Origin of the sequence: Paenibacillus arenilitoris (assembly GCF_014705655.1) — a bacterium.
GTDB lineage: Bacteria > Bacillota > Bacilli > Paenibacillales > Paenibacillaceae > Pristimantibacillus > Pristimantibacillus arenilitoris.
Window position 1 is genome coordinate 15,962 of the sequence record NZ_JACXIY010000001.1, and the last position, 22,323, is coordinate 38,284.

At 53.5% G+C, this 22,323-nt stretch carries 14 protein-coding genes; 13 read left to right on the plus strand and 1 reads right to left on the minus strand.

What is annotated here, in order from left to right; genetic code table 11:
• Positions 1-80: 80 nt before the first annotated feature.
• The 13 genes from IDH41_RS00075 to IDH41_RS00135 all read left to right on the plus strand — a co-directional run bounded on the left by IDH41_RS00075 (position 81) and on the right by IDH41_RS00135 (position 21,824).
• The gene (locus tag IDH41_RS00075; RefSeq protein WP_190857136.1) at positions 81-695 is read left to right on the plus strand and encodes an MptD family putative ECF transporter S component; all 615 of its coding nucleotides are present in this window, start codon (positions 81-83) and stop codon (positions 693-695) included.
• Positions 692-1,372 (plus strand): energy-coupling factor transporter transmembrane component T, encoded by a 681-nt coding sequence (locus IDH41_RS00080; RefSeq protein WP_190857137.1) that lies wholly within the window; start codon positions 692-694, stop codon positions 1,370-1,372. The genes IDH41_RS00075 and IDH41_RS00080 overlap by 4 nt, the downstream gene beginning before the upstream one ends.
• Positions 1,369-2,958 (plus strand): ABC transporter ATP-binding protein, encoded by a 1,590-nt coding sequence (locus IDH41_RS00085; RefSeq protein WP_223829321.1) that lies wholly within the window; start codon positions 1,369-1,371, stop codon positions 2,956-2,958. Before IDH41_RS00080 ends, IDH41_RS00085 begins: the two co-directional genes overlap by 4 nt.
• Positions 2,915-4,627 carry an ABC transporter ATP-binding protein gene (locus IDH41_RS00090; RefSeq protein WP_223829349.1) on the plus strand — a complete coding sequence of 571 codons (1,713 nt, stop codon included), beginning with the start codon at positions 2,915-2,917 and terminating at the stop codon, positions 4,625-4,627. The genes IDH41_RS00085 and IDH41_RS00090 overlap by 44 nt, the downstream gene beginning before the upstream one ends.
• Positions 4,627-6,390 carry an ABC transporter ATP-binding protein gene (locus tag IDH41_RS00095; RefSeq protein ID WP_190857624.1) on the plus strand — a complete coding sequence of 588 codons (1,764 nt, stop codon included), beginning with the start codon at positions 4,627-4,629 and terminating at the stop codon, positions 6,388-6,390. Before IDH41_RS00090 ends, IDH41_RS00095 begins: the two co-directional genes overlap by 1 nt.
• A complete protein-coding gene (locus tag IDH41_RS00100; protein ID WP_190857140.1) occupies positions 6,387-7,784 on the plus strand; it encodes an MATE family efflux transporter in 1,398 nt (465 codons plus the stop codon). Before IDH41_RS00095 ends, IDH41_RS00100 begins: the two co-directional genes overlap by 4 nt.
• Before the next feature lie 440 nt (positions 7,785-8,224).
• On the plus strand, positions 8,225-10,039 hold the full coding sequence (locus IDH41_RS00105) for a cache domain-containing sensor histidine kinase (RefSeq protein WP_223829323.1): 1,815 nt from the start codon (positions 8,225-8,227) through the stop codon (positions 10,037-10,039).
• A gap of 21 nt (positions 10,040-10,060) precedes the next feature.
• Positions 10,061-11,218, plus strand: a complete 1,158-nt coding sequence (locus IDH41_RS00110) for a helix-turn-helix domain-containing protein (protein WP_190857142.1) — start codon at positions 10,061-10,063, stop codon at positions 11,216-11,218.
• 284 nt (positions 11,219-11,502) lie between these two features.
• A complete protein-coding gene (locus IDH41_RS00115; protein ID WP_223829324.1) occupies positions 11,503-12,384 on the plus strand; it encodes an ABC transporter permease in 882 nt (293 codons plus the stop codon).
• Complete coding sequence (locus IDH41_RS00120; RefSeq protein ID WP_190857146.1) at positions 12,384-13,253, plus strand: carbohydrate ABC transporter permease; 870 nt, start codon at positions 12,384-12,386, stop codon at positions 13,251-13,253. Before IDH41_RS00115 ends, IDH41_RS00120 begins: the two co-directional genes overlap by 1 nt.
• A gap of 69 nt (positions 13,254-13,322) precedes the next feature.
• Positions 13,323-14,924: a type 2 periplasmic-binding domain-containing protein gene (locus IDH41_RS00125; RefSeq protein WP_190857148.1), complete on the plus strand. Its 1,602-nt coding sequence runs from the start codon at positions 13,323-13,325 to the stop codon at positions 14,922-14,924.
• 99 nt (positions 14,925-15,023) lie between these two features.
• On the plus strand, positions 15,024-17,687 hold the full coding sequence (locus IDH41_RS00130) for a CBM96 family carbohydrate-binding protein (RefSeq protein ID WP_190857150.1): 2,664 nt from the start codon (positions 15,024-15,026) through the stop codon (positions 17,685-17,687).
• Between the two features lie 3 nt (positions 17,688-17,690).
• Positions 17,691-21,824 carry a polysaccharide lyase family 8 super-sandwich domain-containing protein gene (locus IDH41_RS00135; RefSeq protein WP_190857152.1) on the plus strand — a complete coding sequence of 1,378 codons (4,134 nt, stop codon included), beginning with the start codon at positions 17,691-17,693 and terminating at the stop codon, positions 21,822-21,824.
• 161 nt (positions 21,825-21,985) lie between these two features.
• On the opposite strand, the gene IDH41_RS00140 is transcribed toward IDH41_RS00135, so the two are convergent.
• A complete protein-coding gene (locus IDH41_RS00140) occupies positions 21,986-22,273 on the minus strand; it encodes a hypothetical protein (protein ID WP_190857153.1) in 288 nt (95 codons plus the stop codon).
• Positions 22,274-22,323: the final 50 nt, after the last annotated feature.

The following is a 22,323-nucleotide window of genomic DNA, read 5'->3' on the forward strand; positions in this document are numbered from 1 at the left end:
ATTGTACCAAAACTAGGCAAACTTTTTGTTGTTAGGGCAAATTTTGGAGGTTATTTACATTTAGGGAGGGTTATCCACTTATGCAACCGCAAGCAAATGTCGCCTTGAATACGAACCGGTGGACAATGAGGGATTTCATTACTTTAGCCATATTCAATGTGGTGATGCTGATCATTCTTACCGCCTGCAATATGATGATTGTACATCCGATCTGGCATTTGATTGGAGGAGGCGTTGTTGCTCTTATTAACGGCCCCGTTTATATGGTATTGGCCAGTAAAATAGGCAAGCCGGGTGTGCTTTTTTTCAACTCCATCATTTTAGGCTTATATTATACCGCTTTTGGATTTATTTATTTCTTGATGATATTGGCTGTCTTCGGGGCGCTGTGCGAGCTGGCGATGAGAGGCAGCGGTACATATAAGAAAGCGGCTCGCAACGCCATAGGCTACGGAATCTATTACGTCGGGTATTCGCTGTGCGGCTTCGTGCCTCTTATCTTGTTCCGAGAGCAATATATGTCCATTCTGGAGCAAAGCTACACCCCGGCCAAGCTGGAGGAGATGCTGTATTACTACAGTACGCCCAGTATGGTGATCATCATGTGCGTTGTCTCGTTCGTCGGATCTGCGGCCGGCTGCCTGGCTGGAAGCGCGCTGCTGAAGAAGCATGTGAGGAAAGCGAAGCTCGTATGACAGCGATGGACCCGCGAACACACGTCATTGTCCTGATCGCGTCCGGCATTCTGACCTTTCTTGCGACTGAGCTTGTGAAAGTGCATATGCTGGTGGCGGTCAGCGCCTTGTATTTGATTTGGAACGGGTTGCTCCGGAATGCTCTGTATTTTGTGCTGGCATACTCGGCGATGACGGCTTTGCTTCCTGTTATTCCAGATATCTCTGCCATATTGGGGATTATCCTCTTTACCTTCTCCAAAATGATGCCTATAGCGATGGTGGGGGCGGCGCTGCTGAACGTGCCGCCCGGCAGAATGATGTCCGCCCTGCAGAGAGCGTACGCGCCGAAGCCCGTCGTCGTCATGCTGTGCATTCTGGTCCGGTTTTTCCCGCTGCTGCTGCTCGAATTCAAAGCGATTCGCAACGGCATCCGGGCAAGAGGCATATTCTCGAACGGGCACAACGCCTTGCTGCATCCGATCAGAGCATATGAGTGTTATTTCGTACCGCTCATCGTCCGATGTCTGAAGCTGTCATCCGAGCTGGCGGCCTCGGCGGAGCTGCGGGGTATCGAATGCGACCGTGTACGAACGACGATCTATCCCATCGGGCTGACGGCGGTCGACCGTACTGCAGCGGGGCTGTATGTTCTGATTGGCGGCATGATTTGCGGGTTAGGCGGGATTGTCCAATGATTCATCTGAACAATGTAACGTTTCGGTACGGCATCGATGAAGAGGAATCCGGGCCAGAGCCGACAAGCGAATCCGGGGTGCGCGGCATTAGCCTGTCTGTCCCGGCCGGTACGTGCACGGTGCTGTGCGGCCGTTCGGGAAGCGGCAAGAGTACGATATTGCGGCTTTTGAGCGGGCTGGCGCCGGGCTTCTATCCAGGGAACCTCGCCGGTGAAGTGCTCTTAGGGGGCCAGTCGCCATCGTTAATGACGCCTGAGGAGCGTACGAGGCGGATCGGCGTGATATTCCAGGACCCGCGCAGCCAATTTTTTATGAATGTCGTTCGGGACGAATTGGCGTTCTCGGCAGAAAATCTCGGCATTCCTCCGGAAGAGGCGCTGGAGAGAATCACCCGGCAAGCGGAGCTGCTTCATATCGCTCACCTGCTGGACCGGAAGCTGAACGATCTATCCAGCGGGCAGAAGCAGCGCGTCGCTATTGCCGCCGCTTCCATTCTTGCGCCTGCGTTGCTCCTATTGGACGAACCGACGGCCAATCTGGATGAGCCGACGACGCAAGCTGTCATCGAGCTGCTCGGCCAGCTGAAGCGGAACGGTACGACCCTTGTCATCAGCGAGCACCGCTTGCACTCGCTGCTGCAGATCGCCGACTCCTTCGTTTGCATGGACCGCGGCGAGATAGCCCGCGTATGGACAAACGACGAATTTGCCAAGCTCAACTACGAAGATGTCCGTCCGTTCGGGCTGCGTCATCCGGATATGATACATCATGTATCTGGAATTGGCGATAAGGAATGCCCGGCGGGAGGCTCGGCTATAGTGGGGCGCAGCCTCGCTTATCGCTACGGGAGAAAGGGCGAAGGCTTTGAAGGAATGGATCTTACGCTCCCTGGGGGCAGCGTGACCGCACTGACAGGAGACAATGGCGCGGGCAAAACGACGTTAGGCAAAATATTGAGCGGTCTGCTCCGTCAGAGCAAAGGGGAGGTCACCCGCAACGATTCTCACTTGAGCGCTCGCGTCCGGCGATCCCTCAGTTACCTCGTCATGCAGGATGCCGATTATCAGCTTTATGCGGACAGTGTCGGCAACGAGCTGGTGCTGGGCAGGCGTCTGGATGAAGCGCTGCGTACCCGGGCTTACGAGGCTTTGGACGCATTCGGCTTAAGCGAGCTTCGGCACAGACATCCGGCGTCCTTGTCCGGAGGAGAGAAGCAGCGGGTCACGATGGCCGCAGCGTACTGCTCGGACGCGCAGCTGATCGTGCTGGATGAACCGACAAGCGGGCTCGACGGCGACGGCGTCCTGCACGTTGCCGCCTGGGTGAGGAAGCTGGCACAGGCCGGCAAAACCGTTGTCATTATTACGCACGACCGGATCTTGACGGATCTGGCTTGCAGCCATGTGGTGACGTTGAAGAAAGGAAGGGGAAGCGGCAGTGAAGGCGGGGAACAAACAAGGAATAGCAAGACTGCTCGAGCTGGCGGGCGAGAAGAAGGGGCTGTTGGTGTGGTCCGGCCTATTATCCGCGGCAAGCGTCCTGATGAAGCTTGTACCGTATCTGGCGGTGTATTTTATTATCGCTGAGCTGCTTCGGCACGATCAAGACATGGCCTCGATCGACGGCGGGTATGTGATTCGATGGGCCGTATGGGGAGTAACGGGCATGGTGCTCGGGTATGTCCTCATGTACTTTGGGGGGATGTGCTCTCATATCGCCGCCTTCCGCATCCTGTACCAGATCAGGGTCAAGCTTTCCGATCACCTGGGGCGGCTTCCGCTCGGCTTTTTCAGCAAAAATGCGACAGGCAAGCTCAAAAAGAACATGGAGATGGACGTGGAACGAATAGAGCTTTTTATCGCCCACCAGCTGCCTGATCTGATTTCTACTGCGGCGATGATTGCGGCGATGTTCATTGTCATGCTTTGCCTGAACGTCTGGCTGGCGCTGGCCTGCATCATTCCGATTGTGATCGGTTTTACCGTCCAATATTCGATGATGGCCGGCGACAAGGCGAAGAGAGGCATGAGGGAATACTTTGACTCCTTGGAAAATATCAATAGCTCCGCCATTCAGTATGTGCGGGGGATGCCTGCGATTAAGATGTTCGGGCAGACGGTCCACTCGTTCCGCCAATTCCATGAAGACATCGTGCGCTATCGCGATTTCAGCCTCAAGTACGCCGATCATTTCCAGAACGGCTACGTGTCTTATAAAGTGATCGTCTTATCGCTCGCTACGTTCGTGCTTCCTGCCGGATTGTTTATTCTCAGCAGGGATCCGGACAATATGGCTTTTGCACGAACGCTAATGTTCTTTCTCGTGCTTGTGCCGGGAGTGGCTTCGCCGATCTTCAAGCTGAACAGCTTCGCCTCCGCCCTGAATGTCATCGTCGAGGGGGTCCGGCGCATCGACGATATTCTCGAGCAGGAGGCGATCGCGGAGCCTGACGATAATGAACGTCCGTCATCCTACGATGTTCAGTTTCATGGGGTCGGCTTCTCTTACGGCGGCACGAATGGCGTCCCTGTGCTGCACCATATGAGCTTGACGGCGCGGCAAGGGGAGATTACCGCTCTAGTAGGACCGTCCGGGTCCGGCAAGTCGACTGTCGCTCAGCTGATTCCACGGTTCTGGGACGTTCAGACAGGCAGCATTACGATTGGCGGCGTCGATATCAGGAGGATGAAGACGAGCGAGCTGATGGATACGATGTCCTTCGTGTTTCAGGAAACGTTCCTGTTCTCGGATACGGTGTACAACAACATCGCGGCGGGCAATCCGGCAGTAAGCTGGGAAGATGTGCTTGCGGCAGCCCGCGCGGCCCAATGCCATTCGTTTATCGAGCGGCTGCCGGACGGCTACGATACGCGGGTCGGCGAAGGGGGCGTCTATTTGTCAGGCGGCGAGGAGCAGAGGATTTCGGTGGCTAGAGCCATTCTGAAAAACGCTCCGATTCTTGTGCTTGACGAAGCGACGGCGTATTCCGATCCGGAGAATGAATATCAGATGCAGCTGGCTCTCGGAGAGCTCATGAAAGGGAAAACGGTGCTGATTATCGCCCATCGCTTGACGACGATCTGCGAAGCGGACCGCATCATTGTGCTGAAGGAAGGGCGCATTGAAGAAACGGGCAACCATCAGCAGCTGCTGGGCCGCGGAGGCCTGTACAAGAGCATGTGGGACGCCTATACGATGTCCGCGCACTGGCAGCTTGAACGCGTGCCCGGGAGAGAGGAGGGACTGTCCACATGATGGAGCGATTGCGGCATATTACCGCGGGCCGTCCGGAGACCATGCGGAGACCGATTGTCTGGACGGCGCTCGCCAATATCGACAATATGATTCCGTTCGCCTGCTTGTCCGCGGCGGTGAGCATCCTGTACGCGTATTACGCGGACCCGCATGTACCGTTAAATTGGCAGGGGATGTGGCTTGCCTGGGGAGGCATGGCGATCTTCCTTGTTCTGGTATTTGCCGCCGAGTTGATGTCTTACCGCTCCGTGTACCGCGGAGCCTACCGCGCTTCGGCGGAAGGCCGGACGCAGCTGGCTGAGCATGTGCGCAAGCTGCCGCTTGGCTTTCTGATGAAAAAAAATGCCGGCGAGCTGGGCCAGATGATGATGAACGACTTCGCGCAGACCGAGAATGCCGCGACCCATATTTTGCCGCAGCTCATTAGCGGCGCTGTCGTCCCGCTGCTGGCGTTTGCCGGATTGTTGTTTGTCGACTGGCGGATGGCGCTGGCGATGATGGCAGGCTTTCCCGTCGCGCTTCTCATTCTATGGGGAGTGTCCCGCCTGGAGCGCAAGCTGGGCCAGAGCCATTCCGCAGCGAGAATCGACCAATCGGGCCGCCTTCAGGAGTACTTGCTCGGCATGAAGGTGATCAAAGCTTACAATTTGCGCGGTGACAACTTTACGAGACTGAAGCGGGCATACCATCATTTCATGCTCGAGAGCATCAGGCTGGAGGGGGTGCTGGGCCCATTCTTTCTGGTAGCGATCGCTTTTGTCGAGATGGGCCTGTCCCTGATTACGATGACAGGCGTTTATCTCATGCTGGATGGAGCGGTAACCGTGCCCGTGTTTGTCATGTTTCTGCTCATCGGAACGCGAATCTTCGATCCGATGTCGGTGGCGATCATGCGTCTGCCGGCGTTCAAATATGACGCTATGGCCGGCGAGCGTATCGCAGGCGTGCTTAAGGAGCCCGTCATGACAGGGGAGAACGGGCCCGCGGGAAGCTTTCACATCCGATTCGACGAGGTTACGTTTCGTTACGACAAGCTCGTTGTGCTTGATCGCGTAACGGCAGAGATGAAGGAAGGGACGCTTACCGCCATCGTAGGCCTGTCGGGCAGCGGGAAAAGCACGATGCTGCGCCTGATTGCCCGCTTCTACGACCCGCAGCAAGGAAGTGTGCGGATAGGGGGCGGCGACATTCGGGAGACGGACCCGGAGCAGCTGCTGAAGAACATTTCGATGGTGTTCCAGGACGTCTATTTGTTCCAGGATACGGTATGCAACAATATCCGCTACGGTCGGGAGGACGCGACCCAGGAGGAGATCGAGGCGGCTGCCAAGGAAGCTTGCTGCCATGATTTCATCATGAAGCTGCCGCAGGGCTACGATTCCGTCGTGGGCGAAGGAGGTTCTACCTTGTCGGGCGGCGAGAAGCAGCGGGTATCCATCGCCCGCGCGATGCTCAAAAATGCCCCGATCCTGCTGCTGGACGAGGCGGCCTCATCTCTGGACCCGGAGAACGAGTCGGAGCTGCAGAAGGCCATTGGCCGGCTGGTTCAAGGGCGGACCGTCATCATGATCGCCCATCGGTTGAGAACCGTCGTCAAAGCGGACAACATCATCGTCCTGGACCGGGGGCGTATCGCGGAGCAGGGACGGCATGAGGAGCTGCTCGGCGGAAGAGGTCTGTATGCAAGGTTATGGGAGCTGCAAACCCGCGCGAGCGGGTGGAAAATTCCCGGCACATCCGGCACGAAGGAGGTATTGCAATGAGTCAAACCGCCGTGAATGACAAAGAACGGCAGCAGCGCTTCATTTTGCAGGATAGCTTATGGAAAGTGATGGTTCAGCTGTCGTGGCCGGCGATCATGGCGATGGTGCTGTACGGGCTGAACGCCGTTATAGCCGCCGTGTTCGTTGCGCGTTATATCGGGGAGACCGCGCTGGCGGGAGTGTCCGTGGCGTATCCGTTAACTATGTTCGGCATGGGCTTCGGCTCCTTGATCGGAGTCGGCGCCGGAGCGGTATTAAGCATTGCCATAGGCCGCCAGGACAAGGCGGTTCAGCAGCGGCTGCTGGGGCATGTCAACAGTCTGTCTCTTATCGTCACTATCGTGTATATGACTGTCGCACTGCCTCTCTCTAGCGAATTCGTGAAGGTAATGGGAGGGCAAGGAGAAGCGCTCGTTCTAGGCGAACGTTACTTCACCATTACGGTCCTTGGCTCGTTCTTCTGGATTTACGGCCTGGCTGCCAACATGATTGTCAGAGCCGAAGGGAAAATGAGAACGGCAGCGCTGGTCATGGGCATCGGGCTCGCGGCGGACGTAGCGTTCAACTACCTTCTCGTTGCGGCGCTCGATCTGGGCGTTGCAGGCGCGGCGTGGGCGACGAACGCCGGAATGATCGTATACACGCTTCTCGGCTTTGTGTACTTCAGTAAAGGCTGGTCGTCGTTCCAAACGAAAGCGAGCGCCTTCTATTGGGATTGGGCGACCGTCAAATCGATCGTCTCCCTCGGGATGGCATCGCTGATCATGAACGTCATGAATCTCGTTCAAGGCATCGTTGTGTTCAACGCGCTTTCCCGGTACGGCACCATGCAGGACATCGCCTTCTATGGCGTCGTGTATCGCGTATTTACGTTCCTGCTCACTCCGATCTTCGGATTGATGCGCGCGCTGCAGCCGGTAGTCGGCATTAACTACGGCGCCGGACAATACGAGCGGGTCATTCGTGCATACCAAATATTTACTGCAGCCTCCGTGCTGCTGACGCTGCCTTTCTGGCTCATCTCCATGCTTGCTCCAGGCTCGGTATTGGGGCTGATGCTGCCGGGCTCGGCTATGACGGCGGAGCAATCGCAATTTTTCCGAATTTATATGGCGATCCTGCCGCTGTTGTCCATCGTCTTCATGGCGATGACGTTTTTCCCCGCCATTGACAAAGGAAGGCCGGCCGCCGTGATCGGGCTCGTCAGACAGCTGGTGTTCTACATTCCGGTCATGCTGATTGCTCCTGCGATCACAGGTGTTGCAGGCGTCTACTGGGGGGCTCTGGCCATCGATACGCTGATGGTTGTTTGGACGGTGCTCCTGATTCAAAAAGAGTGCAGGGCGCTTAGAAAAAAAACATGGCCGCAGGCGGGGCTGACCGTCCCGTTGTAACCAGGCGAGGAGAGGAACGATATGATACAGAACGTCAAGGAATGGATGGATCAAGCCGCAAGTGCCATTTGCTTAGGACGTTCTCGAAATGGGCCGTTACATCAACGCTGTATATATCGTACTAACGAACAGGGTGATCCGATCGCATTCGGATCACCCTGTACTCTTTATACTGAGCTTATATTTCAACGCGAAACGTATGCTGTTCTACCAAAGGACGGCGCAGCCGTTTACGCTTATGTCTGCATATCGTCTAGTGATATTTTAGTTGTCAGAGTTTTTTGAAGTGTCTCGATGTCTATAGGAGTCCCTTTGGGAAAGGTGACGTTCGGTGTTGATTTTTTTTGCATCGCAATGTTATGATTCACAAAAAAAACGACATGGCTGTTGCCCGTCAAGATTTATTATGCGACTTTCGTTGTTCAAGGGAGCGATCGGCAATGATAAGACGACTAAGTTTGGGCAATACCCGCGATGCCATAGCCAATATGAAGCTGCAGAAAAAAATGATGCTCAGCTACTTGTTGATCTGCATGATTCCGTTGCTGACGGCCATTCTCATTATTTACCGCCAATCCGCGGACAGTCTTGAACAATCGGCGGAAGAATTCGCGGCGTTATACACGTCGCAGATCGACTCTTCCGTTCTTAATTTTGTCCATGAATATGACAGAATTACGAAGTCGGTCTTGATCGACAACGACATTCTGTCACGGCTCGGCGCAGAGGATGACGTTCCGATGAGCGAGCTGATCGACAATAAAAACAGCATTAACCGGCTGCTGATGCGGGTGGCTGTCTTAAAGCCGGAAATTTCCGGCATTACGCTGATCAGTAATAGCCATCATGTCTATTCCTACACGAACACATCGAATATGGTGAAGGAAGACCTGCTGCTCGAGCAGGAATGGCATAAGCGAGTGCCGGATGCGGACGACGCCGTGTTTATTACCGGCTTGCATGATCAATCGTACTTTGAGAAGCAAGGCGAAGGCGCGCTTTTTACGGTTGGCAGGGTGCTGTACAATCCGGATGGATCGCGTGCGGGCATCCTGCTCATCGATCTCGATCCCTCAGAGCTGCTCAAACTGAATGAAAAATTTATCGTGGCGAGAGACCGCTACGATATGCGGGTCATTATTTATACGAATTCGGGAGAAATGGTTTATCATTCGGATATGGTCAGCGGCAAAACAACCTGGAAAGAACTATCGGCTCAAAAACTTGATCCCGCAACTGAATCGCAAGAGGGTCTTATCGTTCTGACAAGCAGCACGGATGCAACCAAATTGACCGTCAGAACGGAAATTCCCCGCGATAAATTACTGCAAAAAATTGATACGATCGCTTACGCGGCTTTGCTTGTGTTCGCAATCAGCTTTATCATTATCATCGTGGTATCGGTCGTCTTCAGCTCCAATATTACAAGACCGATTCAGAATTTGCGCAAAAGCATGAAGCTGGCGGAGGCCGGCCAATACGCGCCGATCGAAACAACGGCGGTGAACGGCGAAATCGGACATCTCGTATTCAGCTACAACAAAATGATCACAACCATTAAATCATTGATTGAGGAAGTGTATGTCGCCGAAATCAAGCAGAAACAGGCGAAATTCCTGGCGCTGCAGCATCAAATCAATCCGCATATGCTGTACAATACGCTCGAATCCATCAGAATGAAAGCGCTTATGAGAGATCAGGAGGAAATCGCGGACATGATCAAAATATTGGCGCGAATGCTGCGGCTTTCGCTAGGCAGGGAAGGTGATCGGCATCTTATTCAGCACGAAGCCGACTATACGATCAACTATCTTCGTTTGCAAAATTTGAGGTTTAACCATTTGTTCCAGCTCCATATCCGCTTGCAGGACGAGGTGTTGCAAAGCCGCATTATTCCGCTTGTCTTCCAGCCGATCGTAGAGAACAGCATTCAGCACGGCTTCCAGGATTACAACAAGCCGGTGAATATTCGAATTGACGGGGAGATAACGCCTGAAGCCGACATCCGGATCCTGATAGCCGACGACGCCGGCGGCATGGAGGCGGACAAGGCCGCAAAGCTGAACGAACAGCTGCTGGAAGCCGATTCGGACAAGCTGAAGGTCGGTATCGATGCGGAGGATTCGGCGAAGAGCATCGGGCTGAAAAATATAGCGGAGCGAATCAAGCTGCAGTACGGAGACCGTTATTACTTAACGGTTCATTCGGTACAAGGCAAAGGAACGACGATCGAAATTGTAATCCCGAAACAGTAGCGCAAAGGGAGGCGATCAATAGTGAAGCTGGTCATCGCGGACGATGAAATCGGCATTGTCCTAGGTTTGCAAAAAATAATCGGAAAATATTTGCCGGCATGCGAGGTTGTCGGAACGGCTATGAACGGGATCGAAGGCGCGAAAGTCGTGCGAGAGTTGAAGCCGGACATTGTCATGACCGATATTCGAATGCCGCAGTCCGACGGATTAGAGATGATCGGTCTCCTGAAGGCTGAGGGGTGCAAAGCCAAGTTTATTATTTTGAGCGGATACGCGGAATTTGAATATGCGAAAAGGGGAATCGAGCTGGGCGTCAAATTTTTTATTAACAAACCGGTTGAAGAGGAAGAGCTGCAGGCTTGCGTCTACAAAGTGATGGAGGAGATTGAACGGGAGCGCAGGCAGACAAAGCAATTTAATGAGCTGATGCTGAAGGAGATTGCGGAAGGCGGGTATGAACCGAACGCCCATGATCACTTCCTTGTGCATATGCTCTCCTTCCCGCTGGCGCATCATCGCTTCGTTGCGGCATTGGCTGAGATGAATGAAGCGGCGGACAATATGACGATTGACCCCCTATCCGCTATTATGGAAATGCTCGGAACGGAGCTCGCGATGTATAGTCATATCAAAATCTTCCGATACGAAGAGCGAAGGCTGGCCATCATCATAGCCGATCCCCATCCGGCCGCGTCTCTGCTGTCTCAAGCGCTTCAACGAGCGCGAGTGAGGATCGAGAGCCGCTTGAACATCAAGTTGACGGTGGCCGTCGGACGAGAATATGACAGCATACGCGGCATTCAGCGATCATTCGTCGAGGCGATGGAAGCGCTCAGTTCCGCCATACCGAAGAAACGGGACATCATTGCCGAAGTTAAAGGCTATATGGCGGAGCATTACGGAGAAAATATTACGCTAGCGGATTTGGCCGGCCGGTTTTATATTAATCCGAATTATCTTAGCCAGCTGTTCAAAGAGAAGACCGGCGACACGTATTTAAGTGTTTTACTGCATATTCGCATGAACAAAGCCAAGGAGCTGCTGGAGAAATCCGATTTGAAGGTATACGAAATTTGCCAGAAGGTCGGGTATGCGGATACGGGCTACTTCAGCAAGCTGTTCGAACGGACAGTCGGCTGCACGCCGACCGAATATCGCAATCGATCCAGTCAGCGCTAGCGATATAGACCTCCCCCGGTTCGCGCCGGAGGGAGTTTTTTTCGTTGAAAATCTAAAAAATGACCCGGTCTAAACTACAGAATGTCCCTGTGTCATTTCCACAATAAAGCGTTATCATTATCCATGTAAACGAATTCAAGCAGCTGCTCGGAATTAGTGGAAAATAGAGATAGGGGAGTGGAAGCCATATGACGCAAGGCCAAACGCCGACTGTCGGACAACTGAAGCAGATAATAAGAAAGCGCTTGCGGTCTGGACGGTTAGTTGCGGGACTGTTGCACAACATGAGAAAGTATTGGCCGCTTTATGCCATGGCGTTGCCTGGAATCGCGTTTTTAGTTATTTTCAAATACGTTCCATTGCTGGGCTCGGTCATCGCCTTACAAGATTATTCCGTATTCAGAGGGCTGCAGGATAGTCCATGGGTGGGGTTCAAACATTTCGAAACGCTGTTTCGTTATCCCGATTTCCAGCGGGTGCTCGTCAATACGTTACTATTGGGCGCTCTGAAAACGATTCTGGCATTTCCGATACCTGTCATGCTGGCGCTTATGATCAACGAAGTGCGGCACGCGCTCGTGAAGAAAGGCATTCAAACGGCGCTATACATTCCTCACTTCCTCTCGTGGGTTATCGTCGGCGGCATTGTGTTCGATGTATTCGCGATTAGCGGATTGTTCAACATCGTCATCGGCTGGTTCGGCTATGATCCCGTGCTGGTTATGCAGGATAGCCGATTCTTCCGTGCCGTGTATGTCATTACGGGCATATGGAGAGACGCCGGATGGGGAACGATTGTGTATATGGCGGCGATCAGCGCGATCGATCCGCAGCTGTACGAGTCGGCGATGATGGACGGCGCTTCCAAGTGGAAGCAAATGCTATATGTCACGCTGCCGCTCCTTATGCCGACGATCCTGATCCTCTTCCTGCTGGATATCGGCAATTTCATGGAACTCGGCTTCGATCATGTCTTTAACTTGCTAACGCCGATGACCTACAGCGTAGGCGATATTCTTGATACGTATGTATTCCGTACGGGCATTCAGCAAGCGCAATACAGCTTCGCGACGGCGGTCGGATTGTTCCAGTCGGTCATCGGATTTATTCTGGTGCACACCTTCAATCGGATGTCGAGAAAAATATCGGATGGAGGGCTGTGGTAATGGTATTCGAATCCAGAGGAGAAAAAGTATTCCGATTTGCGATCCTGATCGTGCTCGGCTTGCTGTCCGTGATCGCCTTGCTGCCGCTGCTGTCGGTCATTTCCGTGTCGTTCAGCTCCGGCTGGGTGGTCGATTTGAACCAGGTTACGATCTGGCCCAAAGCGTTTACGTTCGATTCCTGGCAGTATATGATTGATCGGCCGGATCTGTGGCGTTCGTTCTTCCTGACGTTGATTACGACCTTAATCGGCACGCTGCTTGCTCTGCTCGTCACGGCGATGCTGGCCTATCCGCTGGCCAAGAAAGAATTTATGATTGGCGGCATTCTGATGGTCGGCGTCGTCATTACGATGGTGTTCAAAGCGCCGATTGTCCCTTATTTTCTGACCGTGAGGAGCATAGGGCTTTACGACAATCCTCTGGTGCTGATCGTTCCGCATATTTTGAACCCGTTTAATTTGATTATCATGAGAACCTTCTTCAAGCAGTTTCCAAAAGAACTGGAGGAAGCGGCGTTTATGGAAGGCAGCGGGTATTTCAGATTGTTGTTCAGCTTTGTGCTTCCGCTTTCCAAGGCGGTGCTTGCAACGCTTGCGTTATTTTATGGTGTTGTGCTGTGGAATCAATTCCAGCATCCGTTGTTTTTTATAACCGATACGGACTGGTATCCGCTTCAGATCAAGATCAGGCAATTTATTACCGATCCGAATGAAATGCCTTTCCTGGCTTCCAGGCAGGAGGTCAATTACAATGAACGGACGCTCCGTTCCGCTACGGTCGTGTTTGCGATCATTCCGGTCATTCTCGTCTATCCGTTTTTGCAGAAGTATTTTGTGAAAGGCGCGATGATCGGTTCGGTCAAAGGTTAATCTCACTTTGGTTTAAGGGCTGTTTGAAGGCTTTTAAATAGTCAAAACTCATCAGAGGGGGCATCTGAAATGGCAACAAAAAAATGGGGGACGCTTGTGATCGCCGCTTCATTGACGTTATTGATGCTTGCAGGCTGCGCGCAGAACAACGGCAACGCAAACGGCAACACGAGCGGCAATACGCAAGAGGCGAACAACACGCCGTCCGCAACCGAAGCCGTGGAGGAAATGATTGATCTGGTCGTATGGAATACAAACCTTGGATTTAAGCCGATCGAGAAGGGAAGTCAGCTGTACGAGCTTTACAAGGACGTGCTTGGCGTTGGCGTTATTCATCCGTATGTGGAATGGAACGGAGGAACGGCCTACCTGAATCAGCTTAATCTGAAGATCGCGGCCAACGAAATGCCGGATTTGTTCAAGCCGCAGCAAGGCATCGAAGAAAGCTTGGCCAAAAACGGCGCGATTGCCGATTTGACGGACCTGTTGCCGGAATACGCGCCAAACTTGTGGAACCTGATTCCCGAGGAAGTCTGGAATATCGTCAAGGCGAACGACCCGACCGGCAAAGGCCGGATCTATTATGTGCCCGGCGTGCTTGACTATGGCCGGACAGCTGGGCTGATTCGTCAGGATTGGCTCGATGAGCTCGGCCTTTCGATGCCGACGACGCAGGAAGAATACGTGAAGGTGCTGGAAGCGTTCCGGGATCAAGATCCGAACGGCAACGGCCAGCGGGATGAAATTCCGACCGGAGGACGCGAGGAAGCGAGATGGATGGACCATCTGTTCGCGATGTACGGCATTGCGATGCATGAAGGCAATCCGGATTGGGATATGTACGATGGCGAGTTGACCTACTCCGCCGTTACGCCGTATATGAAGGCGGCGCTGGCGTTTAACGCCAGGCTGTATAAGGAGGGATTGCTCGATCCGGAGACGCTCCTGAACAACAAGGCGCAATGGGACGGCAAGATCGACGCGAACCGGGTAGGGAGTTACTTCCACTGGGCGGAATCCGTCGGCGGACATCTGGAGACGATCCAGGCGAACGCCGGCGTCAAAGGCGACTTCGCCGTACTGCCGGTACCTAAGGTTGAAGGCTACGAAGGATTCTACACGGCCAAGCGATTCCAGGGACCGGTCTGGGTTGTGAAAAATAACAAGGACGAGAAAAAGCTAATGGCGACCTTGAAGCTGCTGAACAACTTGTACGACACGAACAATTGGGAGAAGCTGTTCTACGGTGTTGAAGGCATGCATCATGTGATGAACAACGGCAAGCCATCGACGCTGCCGGAAGACAAGAGCACGATGGAGAACAAGGTATTCGCGCCGCACAACGACTTCGATACGGTAGAATTCAAGAAAAACCTGTTCAACTCGATCGATTACGGCGACCGCAAGTGGGCGATCGATCTCAATCTGCGGAATATGGACGAAAATGTGAAGTATATCAAAACGATTGCGGGCGACGGACTGCCCGCCAGCATCTACGAAGGATTCGCGGATATTAATAACCGTACGCTGTACGTGGAGTACGCGACCAAAATTATTCTCGGACAATTCTCCATCGACAAATTCGATGAGTTCGTGGAAAAATGGTACGCCTCCGGCGGCGAAGAAGTGACGAAACGCGCCAGAGAATGGTATGCCAAAACGAATGGCTAAAGGTTGAAGATATCTCAGCAAGAAGAGGCAGTCCAGTATGGAACAGGGCTGCCTTTCTTCATTTGCCTTTTTCAAATCATACCTGAAGGAGGAATGGAAATGTCATTACGCGTTATTCGAAGAACAGCTATCGTACTGGTACTAACGCTGATCGGTCAGCTGCTGATCGAGCTCGCCGCACCGATCGCGCCTGTCGCGATGGCTGCAGAACAGCGCTATACGGTGTATACGTCGAAGGATGGCTTCGTGCGGAGATCCAATCCATCGAGTCCCGTGCCGGATTACAGCAGCATGCCTTATGGAGGCGAAGCGGCCAAGACGGGCTACTTGCAAGTGAAGGAAAGCAATACGACCTCGCCGAGAGAGGCCTATCTTCAATTTGATCTTTCGGATTATCCGGAGCAAATCAGCTCCGCCACGCTCTATTTTCATGCCAATAATGGCGAGAATAATACGGCAACGGTAGAAACCAGCGTATACGGTATACATGCTTCAGCCGGCAACGACTGGGAGGAAAGCACGTTGACATGGAATAACAAGCCGGACAAGGGAGGCGGATCGATCGGCACGGTAACGATTCCAGGAGGTACGAATAAAGGCTGGGTCAGCTTGGACGTTACCTCATTTATTCAAGAAAGACAAGCGGATGACAAAATAGCCACCTTTGCCGTGGCAGGCGGCAACGCGCTTATCCGTATAGAATCAAGCACAACCTACCTTAATGACAGCAACGGCAAACCGGCTAAGCCTTACATGGTCATACAAGGTACGCCAGCGCTGAAATCGGTGGAGCTAACAGCGGACAAAACTTCACTTGGTCTGCATCAAACGGCCAATCTGTCCGTCAAGGGAACAATGGATACGAATAGTCCAGCCGATTTGTCCCGGGCGACTTTGCATTATTCCAGCGACAATCCGGCCATCGCATTCAGCGATCCTTCGATCGGTACGGCGACTGCGGCTGGGGAAGGGACGGCTAATGTTAAGGTCGAGGTAACGCTGGATGGGGTAACGCGCACGGCAGTGCGGACGCTCACGGTGGACGGAACGCCGCCGGCGGAGGTTGCCGAAATCCAGGACGGCATCGATAATGGCGAATTCACGCTGACATGGACGGATCCGAGCGATGAAGATCTTGAAAATGTAAGCGTGTACAATGGTGATCAGCTGCTTGGGACAGTGCCCAAAGGCGAACAATCGCTAATTATTGCCGGTTTAACCAACGGACAAACTTACTCGCTTACGATCAGAACGATGGACAGCGCCGGCAACGAGTCATCTGGCGTTGTTCACTCGATCGAATACGAGCAGCCCAATGTGCTGATGGAGGTTGCGGCAACGGCAAGCCAGCCGGCGGTCAGGACCGGTCGGACAGTGACCGTAACGGTAAGCGGCGTCATGAGCGACGGCACGACTGCCGACCTTGACGGAGCGGCTATCTTGTATGAAAGCAGCAGCAACCGTCTTGTATTCGCGGACAGTTCGTCGCATGTAGCGGAGGCTATGTTTGCGGGACCGGCTTACGTTACGGCGCGAGTGACGCTTGACGGAGTCACCAGGCAATCGGCGCCTGTTCTGGTGCGGGTACTGAGCGAAGTGGGAGACGAGTTCGACCGACTGCGCAACAAATATGCGGCGAAGTTTACCGGATACGATCCGGACGACCCGTATGACCTATCCGATCCGTATATTAGCTCCTATATTCAAAGTCAGGACGAACTGGCCAAGGGCTACTGGAACGCATTGAACAAAACGGCTTATGGCTGGGACGATTTGACTTCGACGACCGCAACCGCGCAGCTCTCGACATTGACAAGCCGCCTCAGAACGATGTCGAGACAGTGGGCGTCCTATGGATCCGTCTATTATCAGAACGAATCGTTGCTTCATGACATCATCGAAACGTGGAATACCTTTTACGACACGCGTTATAACGAAACGATGGCCAAATTTGGCAATTGGTTCGACTTGCAGGTCCACGTCCCGAACAACTTCCATGACTCCATCTCGGCGATTTACGAGGCGGTGCCGTTCAGCGAGCATCCGGATTTGGTCGAGAAGATGCATAGAGCGATCGATCACTTCGTGCCGTCGATTGGACTTACGGGCGCCAACCGGGTCTACTTGAGCAAAGTGATGATTCTCAGAGGCATCATTGGCAAGGACGGAGACAAAATACAGGAGGGCTCCGGCGGGTTGTCCGCCGTATTCCGTTACGTCCAGGATGGAGATGGCTTCTATGAAGACGGCTCCTTTATCCAGCACAGTTATTTTCCTTACGCGGGCGGTTACGGCAAAGCGCTGCTGCATGACTTGTCCGAGACGTTATGGCTGGTCAGCGGCAGCCAGTGGGATAATGACGATCCGCAGAAAGCGAATATTTTCGAGTGGTTCGCCGATACCTTCGAGCCAAATATGTTTAATGGGCATCTGATCGATGCCGTGAACGGCCGCGAAGTTTCCCGCACCTCGGTCTATTCGGGAAATTCCGTGCTGGGAGGTTTGCTGCTGCAGTTGGAGCTGGACGGGAACCCAAATGCGCAGCAGCAGAAAAGCGCGATCGAATACCATCTCGAGCAAGGGAATGCGGCTTTATTCATGGCCTCTTCGCCGATATGGTACATTCAGAAGGCCAAACAATTGATGAATGATGCTGCGATCCCGCCCTACGCTGAACCGCAAGGCAATTATTTGTTCCATAATCAGGACAATGTCGTTCATCGAGGCGTTAATTGGCTGTACAGCATCGGGATGCATTCCTAACGGATGGCCAACTTCGAAAGCATCAGCAACGAAAACCTGAAGGGCTGGTATCAGGGGGACGGGATGACGCAGCTCTACCTCGACCCGCTCGATTATTTGTCGCTGTTCTGGATCACGGTCGATCCGCATCGTCTGCCCGGCATTACGGTTGACCGCGACGAAAACCGTCCGCCTGCGACGGCCGCCAACCGGCCGTATGTGGATATTAGCAAATATCAGGGCGACGGCGAGCTGATGGAGAACAGCTGGACCGGCGGCGTGTCTCTGGACGGGCTGTACGGAACGGCAGGCATGGATTTCAAGCAGCATCATTATTCGAATATGGATGTATCGGCCCGAAAATCGTGGTTCATGTTCGATGATGAAATCGTCGCTTTAGGGGCGGGCATTAACAGCACCTCATCCAGAGGGATCGAGACGATCGTCGATAACAGAGCGTTGAATTCGCAAGGCGATAATGCGTTAACCGTCAATGGCGACACGAATCAAACGCCAAGCGGCCAGCAAGAGCAGCTGGAGAGCACGGAGTGGATGCATCTGGAGGGAACCGGCGGTTATGTGTTCCCGGGCGGTGCGGATGTTCAGATGCTCAGGGAAGAAAGGGCGGGCAGGTCGCAGGACATTAACGAGAAGTTTTATTATCCGGGCAACGATTCTTTCAACAGCACGATACGTTCGTCGTTCTGGGGTTTCACGAGAGAAGACAGCTCGAATTATTCGTTTACCGGCAGCAAATTCAATTTAACCACGCAGCAAGGCAGTCTGATCGGTCCGGCCAACAATACGAACAATTTGCTGCAAACAGCCGCGCCGATCGAAGATTTTTATATTTCTACCGCTCTTGCATTTGATCCGTCAGAGCAAGGACAGGAGGCCGGACTTATTCTGCGGAAAGATGACGATAACTACGTTTATCTATCGGTAGGAGCGGATACGGAGGGCAAGCGGATCTTTGCGGTGGGCGAGGTGAACGGAGTAACTACCGTTGCCGATTATCCGGCTCCCGCGGGAGAGAACGTTTATTTGAAAATCGACAAAAGCGGCGGCCAATATGACTTGTACGCAAGCGCGGATGAAGCGAACCCGGGAGAGCCTCTGCATACGTTCGAGAATCCGATGGCCGGCGAGGATCGTATGAACGACGGCCTCAAGATGGGATTGTTCGCACAGAACGGATTGGAAGAGCTGGCGGGCATTACGGCTTCCTTTGATTATTTCAGGCTCCTGCATACCCGCAATTATATGGCGGTATGGTTCGATCATGGCGTCGATCCGGTGGATGAAGAGTACGAATATATCCTGCTGCCGAAGAAGGAAAGGGAGGAAGTGGCGGGCTACAGCGCGAATCCGGATGCTGCCGTCTTGTCGAATACGAAGCAGATTCAGGCGGTTCGGGAATCGCAGCTTGGCATTACGGCGATCCATTTCTGGGAACGCGGCGCATTCGACGATGTGTTGGCAAACCAGCCTTCCTCGGTGATGATGCAGGAAAGCGGCGAACAATTGAAGCTTGCCGTCTCCGACCCGACCCAGAAGAAGGAGCGAATCCGCTTTGAAATCAAACGGACGGGAACGGAAGTGCTGAGTCAGGATCCTACCGTAACCGTACTTCAGCTGTCGCCGACGATCCGGTTCGAAGTGGATGCATCCGCCGATCCCGGCGCGACGCATCAGGTCGCGTTTGCGTTCGACGAGCAAGCCGAGGTTGCCGAATTCGCCGAGCCCCAGCTGGATTCGCTTCGTTTCGACTCCGCTTATCTCGTAGCGGATCTGGGCGAAACGGCGAGACCTGAGTTAACGGCGGTACTGGATGACAACAGTACCGCGGAAGATGGGGATTATTCCGTAGACTATTCCAGCAGCAACGAAGCCGTAGCGATTGTGGGCGCAGATGGAACGATAACCGCGATCAGTCCCGGAACCGCAACGATTACGGCAGTTGCGACGCGGGATGGCATTACGAGATCCGCGGCTCTAGAGATTCTCGTCGCGTCCTCCGCTCCGTCAACAACGCAGGTTTTCCCGGTCATGGATACGTATATCCGTGGCGGGATTTACGAGAATGACACTTTCGGATCCGATGTGGAATTAACGGTCAAAAATGGCGGCGCCGAAGATTACAGGGAAGCTTACTTCTCCTTTGACCTGAGTTCTATAGTCGGGAACATCGAATCCGTCAAATTTTACGCTACCGGCAAGATTGGAGAGACCAGCGGTACATTTGTCGATACGGTAATCAGGGCGATTGAAGGGAGCTGGGTTTCGACAGAAACAACCTACAGGAACAAACCGGAACTGGGCGAGGTTGTTTCAGCTCCATCACGTTACACCGTCCCGGAATCGAAGCAAAGCTTCGATATAACGGAGTATGTGAAAGATCGGCTGAAAACTTCATCCGCGATTGATCTGGCGCTTGTGCAGGATGTATCGGTCGGTCGCAGGATGTTCGTTTATAGCATGGAAGATGCGGCTCGCAAGCCTTATCTTGAAATCGTCGCACATTCCATCGACGAAGGTGTCATACACGATTCGAGCATTTCACCGCTTGAGACTGATTTTGACAAACAGAGCGGAGGCGAACAACATCGGGACATTGAAGTAACCGTATCCCTGATGGGCAACGAACTGGTCGAAATCCGCAATGGATCGGAGGCATTGGCCGAAGGTGTGGATTATACGGTTCTGGGCAGCCGCTATACGTTGAAGAAGGAATATTTGGCAGGTGTGGAAGAAGGGACGCTGCAGCTCACCTTCGTGTTCAGCGCAGGGGCCGATCGTCCGTTGTTCATTCGGATCGGCGATACGACTCCGCCGGAGCAAGGAGGAGGGACGGGCAGTCCGCCGGTTGTGACGCCGCCTGTGGGTGAGCCTTATCCGTCAGAAGACGGTGTGAGGATCGAAGCAGATGGAGCTATTGATACGGTCGTTGACGGGATTATCACTTCCCGGTTTACGGTTAGCGGCGACATGCTGCGCAAAGCGATGGAATTGCTGGAGGGCAGACAAGGACAGACCGTTACGATTGAGCATGTCGGCGATGCGACGGAATGGATTACGGAATGGCCTGCTTCGGCGGTTGGCAGTCTGGTCGAAGAAGCTTCGCAATCCGTAATCGCTATGAATACCGGTTCAGCAGCTTATCATCTGCCTGTTGCTGCGATTGATCTGGAGGCTCTCGCGGATACGCTTCAAGCGGACATGGACGATATAATGCTTTCGATCACGATTAGAGAAAAGGTTGGCGCAGAGCGGCAGTCGATCGAAGAAGATTCAGCACGCGACGGCATCAAGCTGATTGGCAATCCGATCGCGTTTACGGTTACGGCGGAAGCCGGCGGACAGCGTCACACGATAGAAGATTACGGCGGCGTATACGTATCGCGGATGATTTACTTGAAGGATGAGGTCGATCCTGACAAAGCGACCGGACTTCTTTATCATTCGGAGCAAGGCTTGTCGTTTGTTCCAACGATCTTCGGCGTATCGGACGGAACGGTGACGGCCGAACTGAAAAGGAGCGGCAATAGCATCTATATGATCGGCGAATCAGTCCGAACCTTTGCGGATATGCAACGTCATTGGGCCAAGGATGAGGTCGAGACGATGGCGTCCAAGCTGATTGTGAAGGGAGTGGGCGAGGGGAGATTTGCGCCGGAGCGCAGCGTAACCCGAGCGGAATTTACGGCGATGCTTGTGCGGGGGCTTGGGCTGACCGTACAAAGCTATGATGCTCAATATTCGGATGTCTTCGCAAGGGACTGGTTTGCGGAAATAATCGGAGTCGCAGCGAATGCCGGTCTTATCCAAGGCTACGAATACGGAACGTTCGGACCGGATGACACCATTACACGCGAGCAAATGGCGGTTATGCTGATTCGCGCGTTATCGTTTGCTGGCGGCCATGCAAAGTTGTCGGCTGACGGGGCGGCAATCGATGTGAAGGAGACGCTTGCTTCATTCATGGATGCGACCTCGATTGCAAGCTGGTCAAGGTCCGCGGTAGCCGAGGCGGTAAGACAAGATTTGATGCGAGGCATGAGCGACGCACGGTTTGCGCCGGAGTCGCTTGCTACTCGCGCCCAGGCTGCGGTTGTTCTTGCCCGGTTGTTACAGCAACTGGCGTTCATTAACTCCTAATCGACTCCTTCGTAGTCGCTATCCGAAGCCGATAAACTGGTTCGTTTATTGATTCGGGCGTCGACCGGCTTCTCCAGAGGCCCCGTCAGCAGCGGATCGCTCGTCGAGTCCATCCACTGCCGGAGCCGACGCTTAGCTGTTCTACCCGATCACGCTGCGTATCATTTTGGTTTTGGCGCGTATTTTAATGGATCGGCTGTAGGAACGATCTTGCTTTTGTTTTCATTGTACCAGTCTTTGTACCACTGCTCCACCTTCGCGCCGCCGGCTTTGTTCCACGTATCCACCGCTTCCTGGTAGGCCTGGTCAACGGTATAGGCACTGTCGCTAACGATTGCTTTTACCCACGCATCGTTAATCGGCGTCATCGCATTCGTATGGATTAGACCGATTTCTTTAGGCAGGCTGGGCATTAAGTTGGGATGAATCTTTTTGCCGTCCTTTGCCATCCATTCCGTTTGCGGTAATCTCCCGCGAAATAACGGGCATGAAAATGAAA

Excerpts from the sequence above, each read along its gene's own strand:
- IDH41_RS00075 (WP_190857136.1), top strand. The coding sequence starts at position 81 with ATGCAACCGCAAGCAAATGTCGCCTTGAATACGAACCGGTGGACAATG.
- IDH41_RS00080 (WP_190857137.1), top strand. The coding sequence starts at position 692 with ATGACAGCGATGGACCCGCGAACACACGTCATTGTCCTGATCGCGTCC.
- IDH41_RS00085 (WP_223829321.1), top strand. The coding sequence starts at position 1,369 with ATGATTCATCTGAACAATGTAACGTTTCGGTACGGCATCGATGAAGAG.
- IDH41_RS00090 (WP_223829349.1), top strand. The coding sequence starts at position 2,915 with ATGAAGCTTGTACCGTATCTGGCGGTGTATTTTATTATCGCTGAGCTG.
- IDH41_RS00095 (WP_190857624.1), top strand. The coding sequence starts at position 4,627 with ATGGAGCGATTGCGGCATATTACCGCGGGCCGTCCGGAGACCATGCGG.
- IDH41_RS00100 (WP_190857140.1), top strand. The coding sequence starts at position 6,387 with ATGAGTCAAACCGCCGTGAATGACAAAGAACGGCAGCAGCGCTTCATT.
- IDH41_RS00105 (WP_223829323.1), top strand. The coding sequence starts at position 8,225 with ATGATAAGACGACTAAGTTTGGGCAATACCCGCGATGCCATAGCCAAT.
- IDH41_RS00115 (WP_223829324.1), top strand. The coding sequence starts at position 11,503 with ATGAGAAAGTATTGGCCGCTTTATGCCATGGCGTTGCCTGGAATCGCG.
- IDH41_RS00120 (WP_190857146.1), top strand. The coding sequence starts at position 12,384 with ATGGTATTCGAATCCAGAGGAGAAAAAGTATTCCGATTTGCGATCCTG.
- IDH41_RS00125 (WP_190857148.1), top strand. The coding sequence starts at position 13,323 with ATGGCAACAAAAAAATGGGGGACGCTTGTGATCGCCGCTTCATTGACG.
- IDH41_RS00130 (WP_190857150.1), top strand. The coding sequence starts at position 15,024 with ATGTCATTACGCGTTATTCGAAGAACAGCTATCGTACTGGTACTAACG.
- IDH41_RS00135 (WP_190857152.1), top strand. The coding sequence starts at position 17,691 with ATGGCCAACTTCGAAAGCATCAGCAACGAAAACCTGAAGGGCTGGTAT.
- IDH41_RS00140 (WP_190857153.1), bottom strand. The coding sequence starts at position 22,273 with ATGGCAAAGGACGGCAAAAAGATTCATCCCAACTTAATGCCCAGCCTG.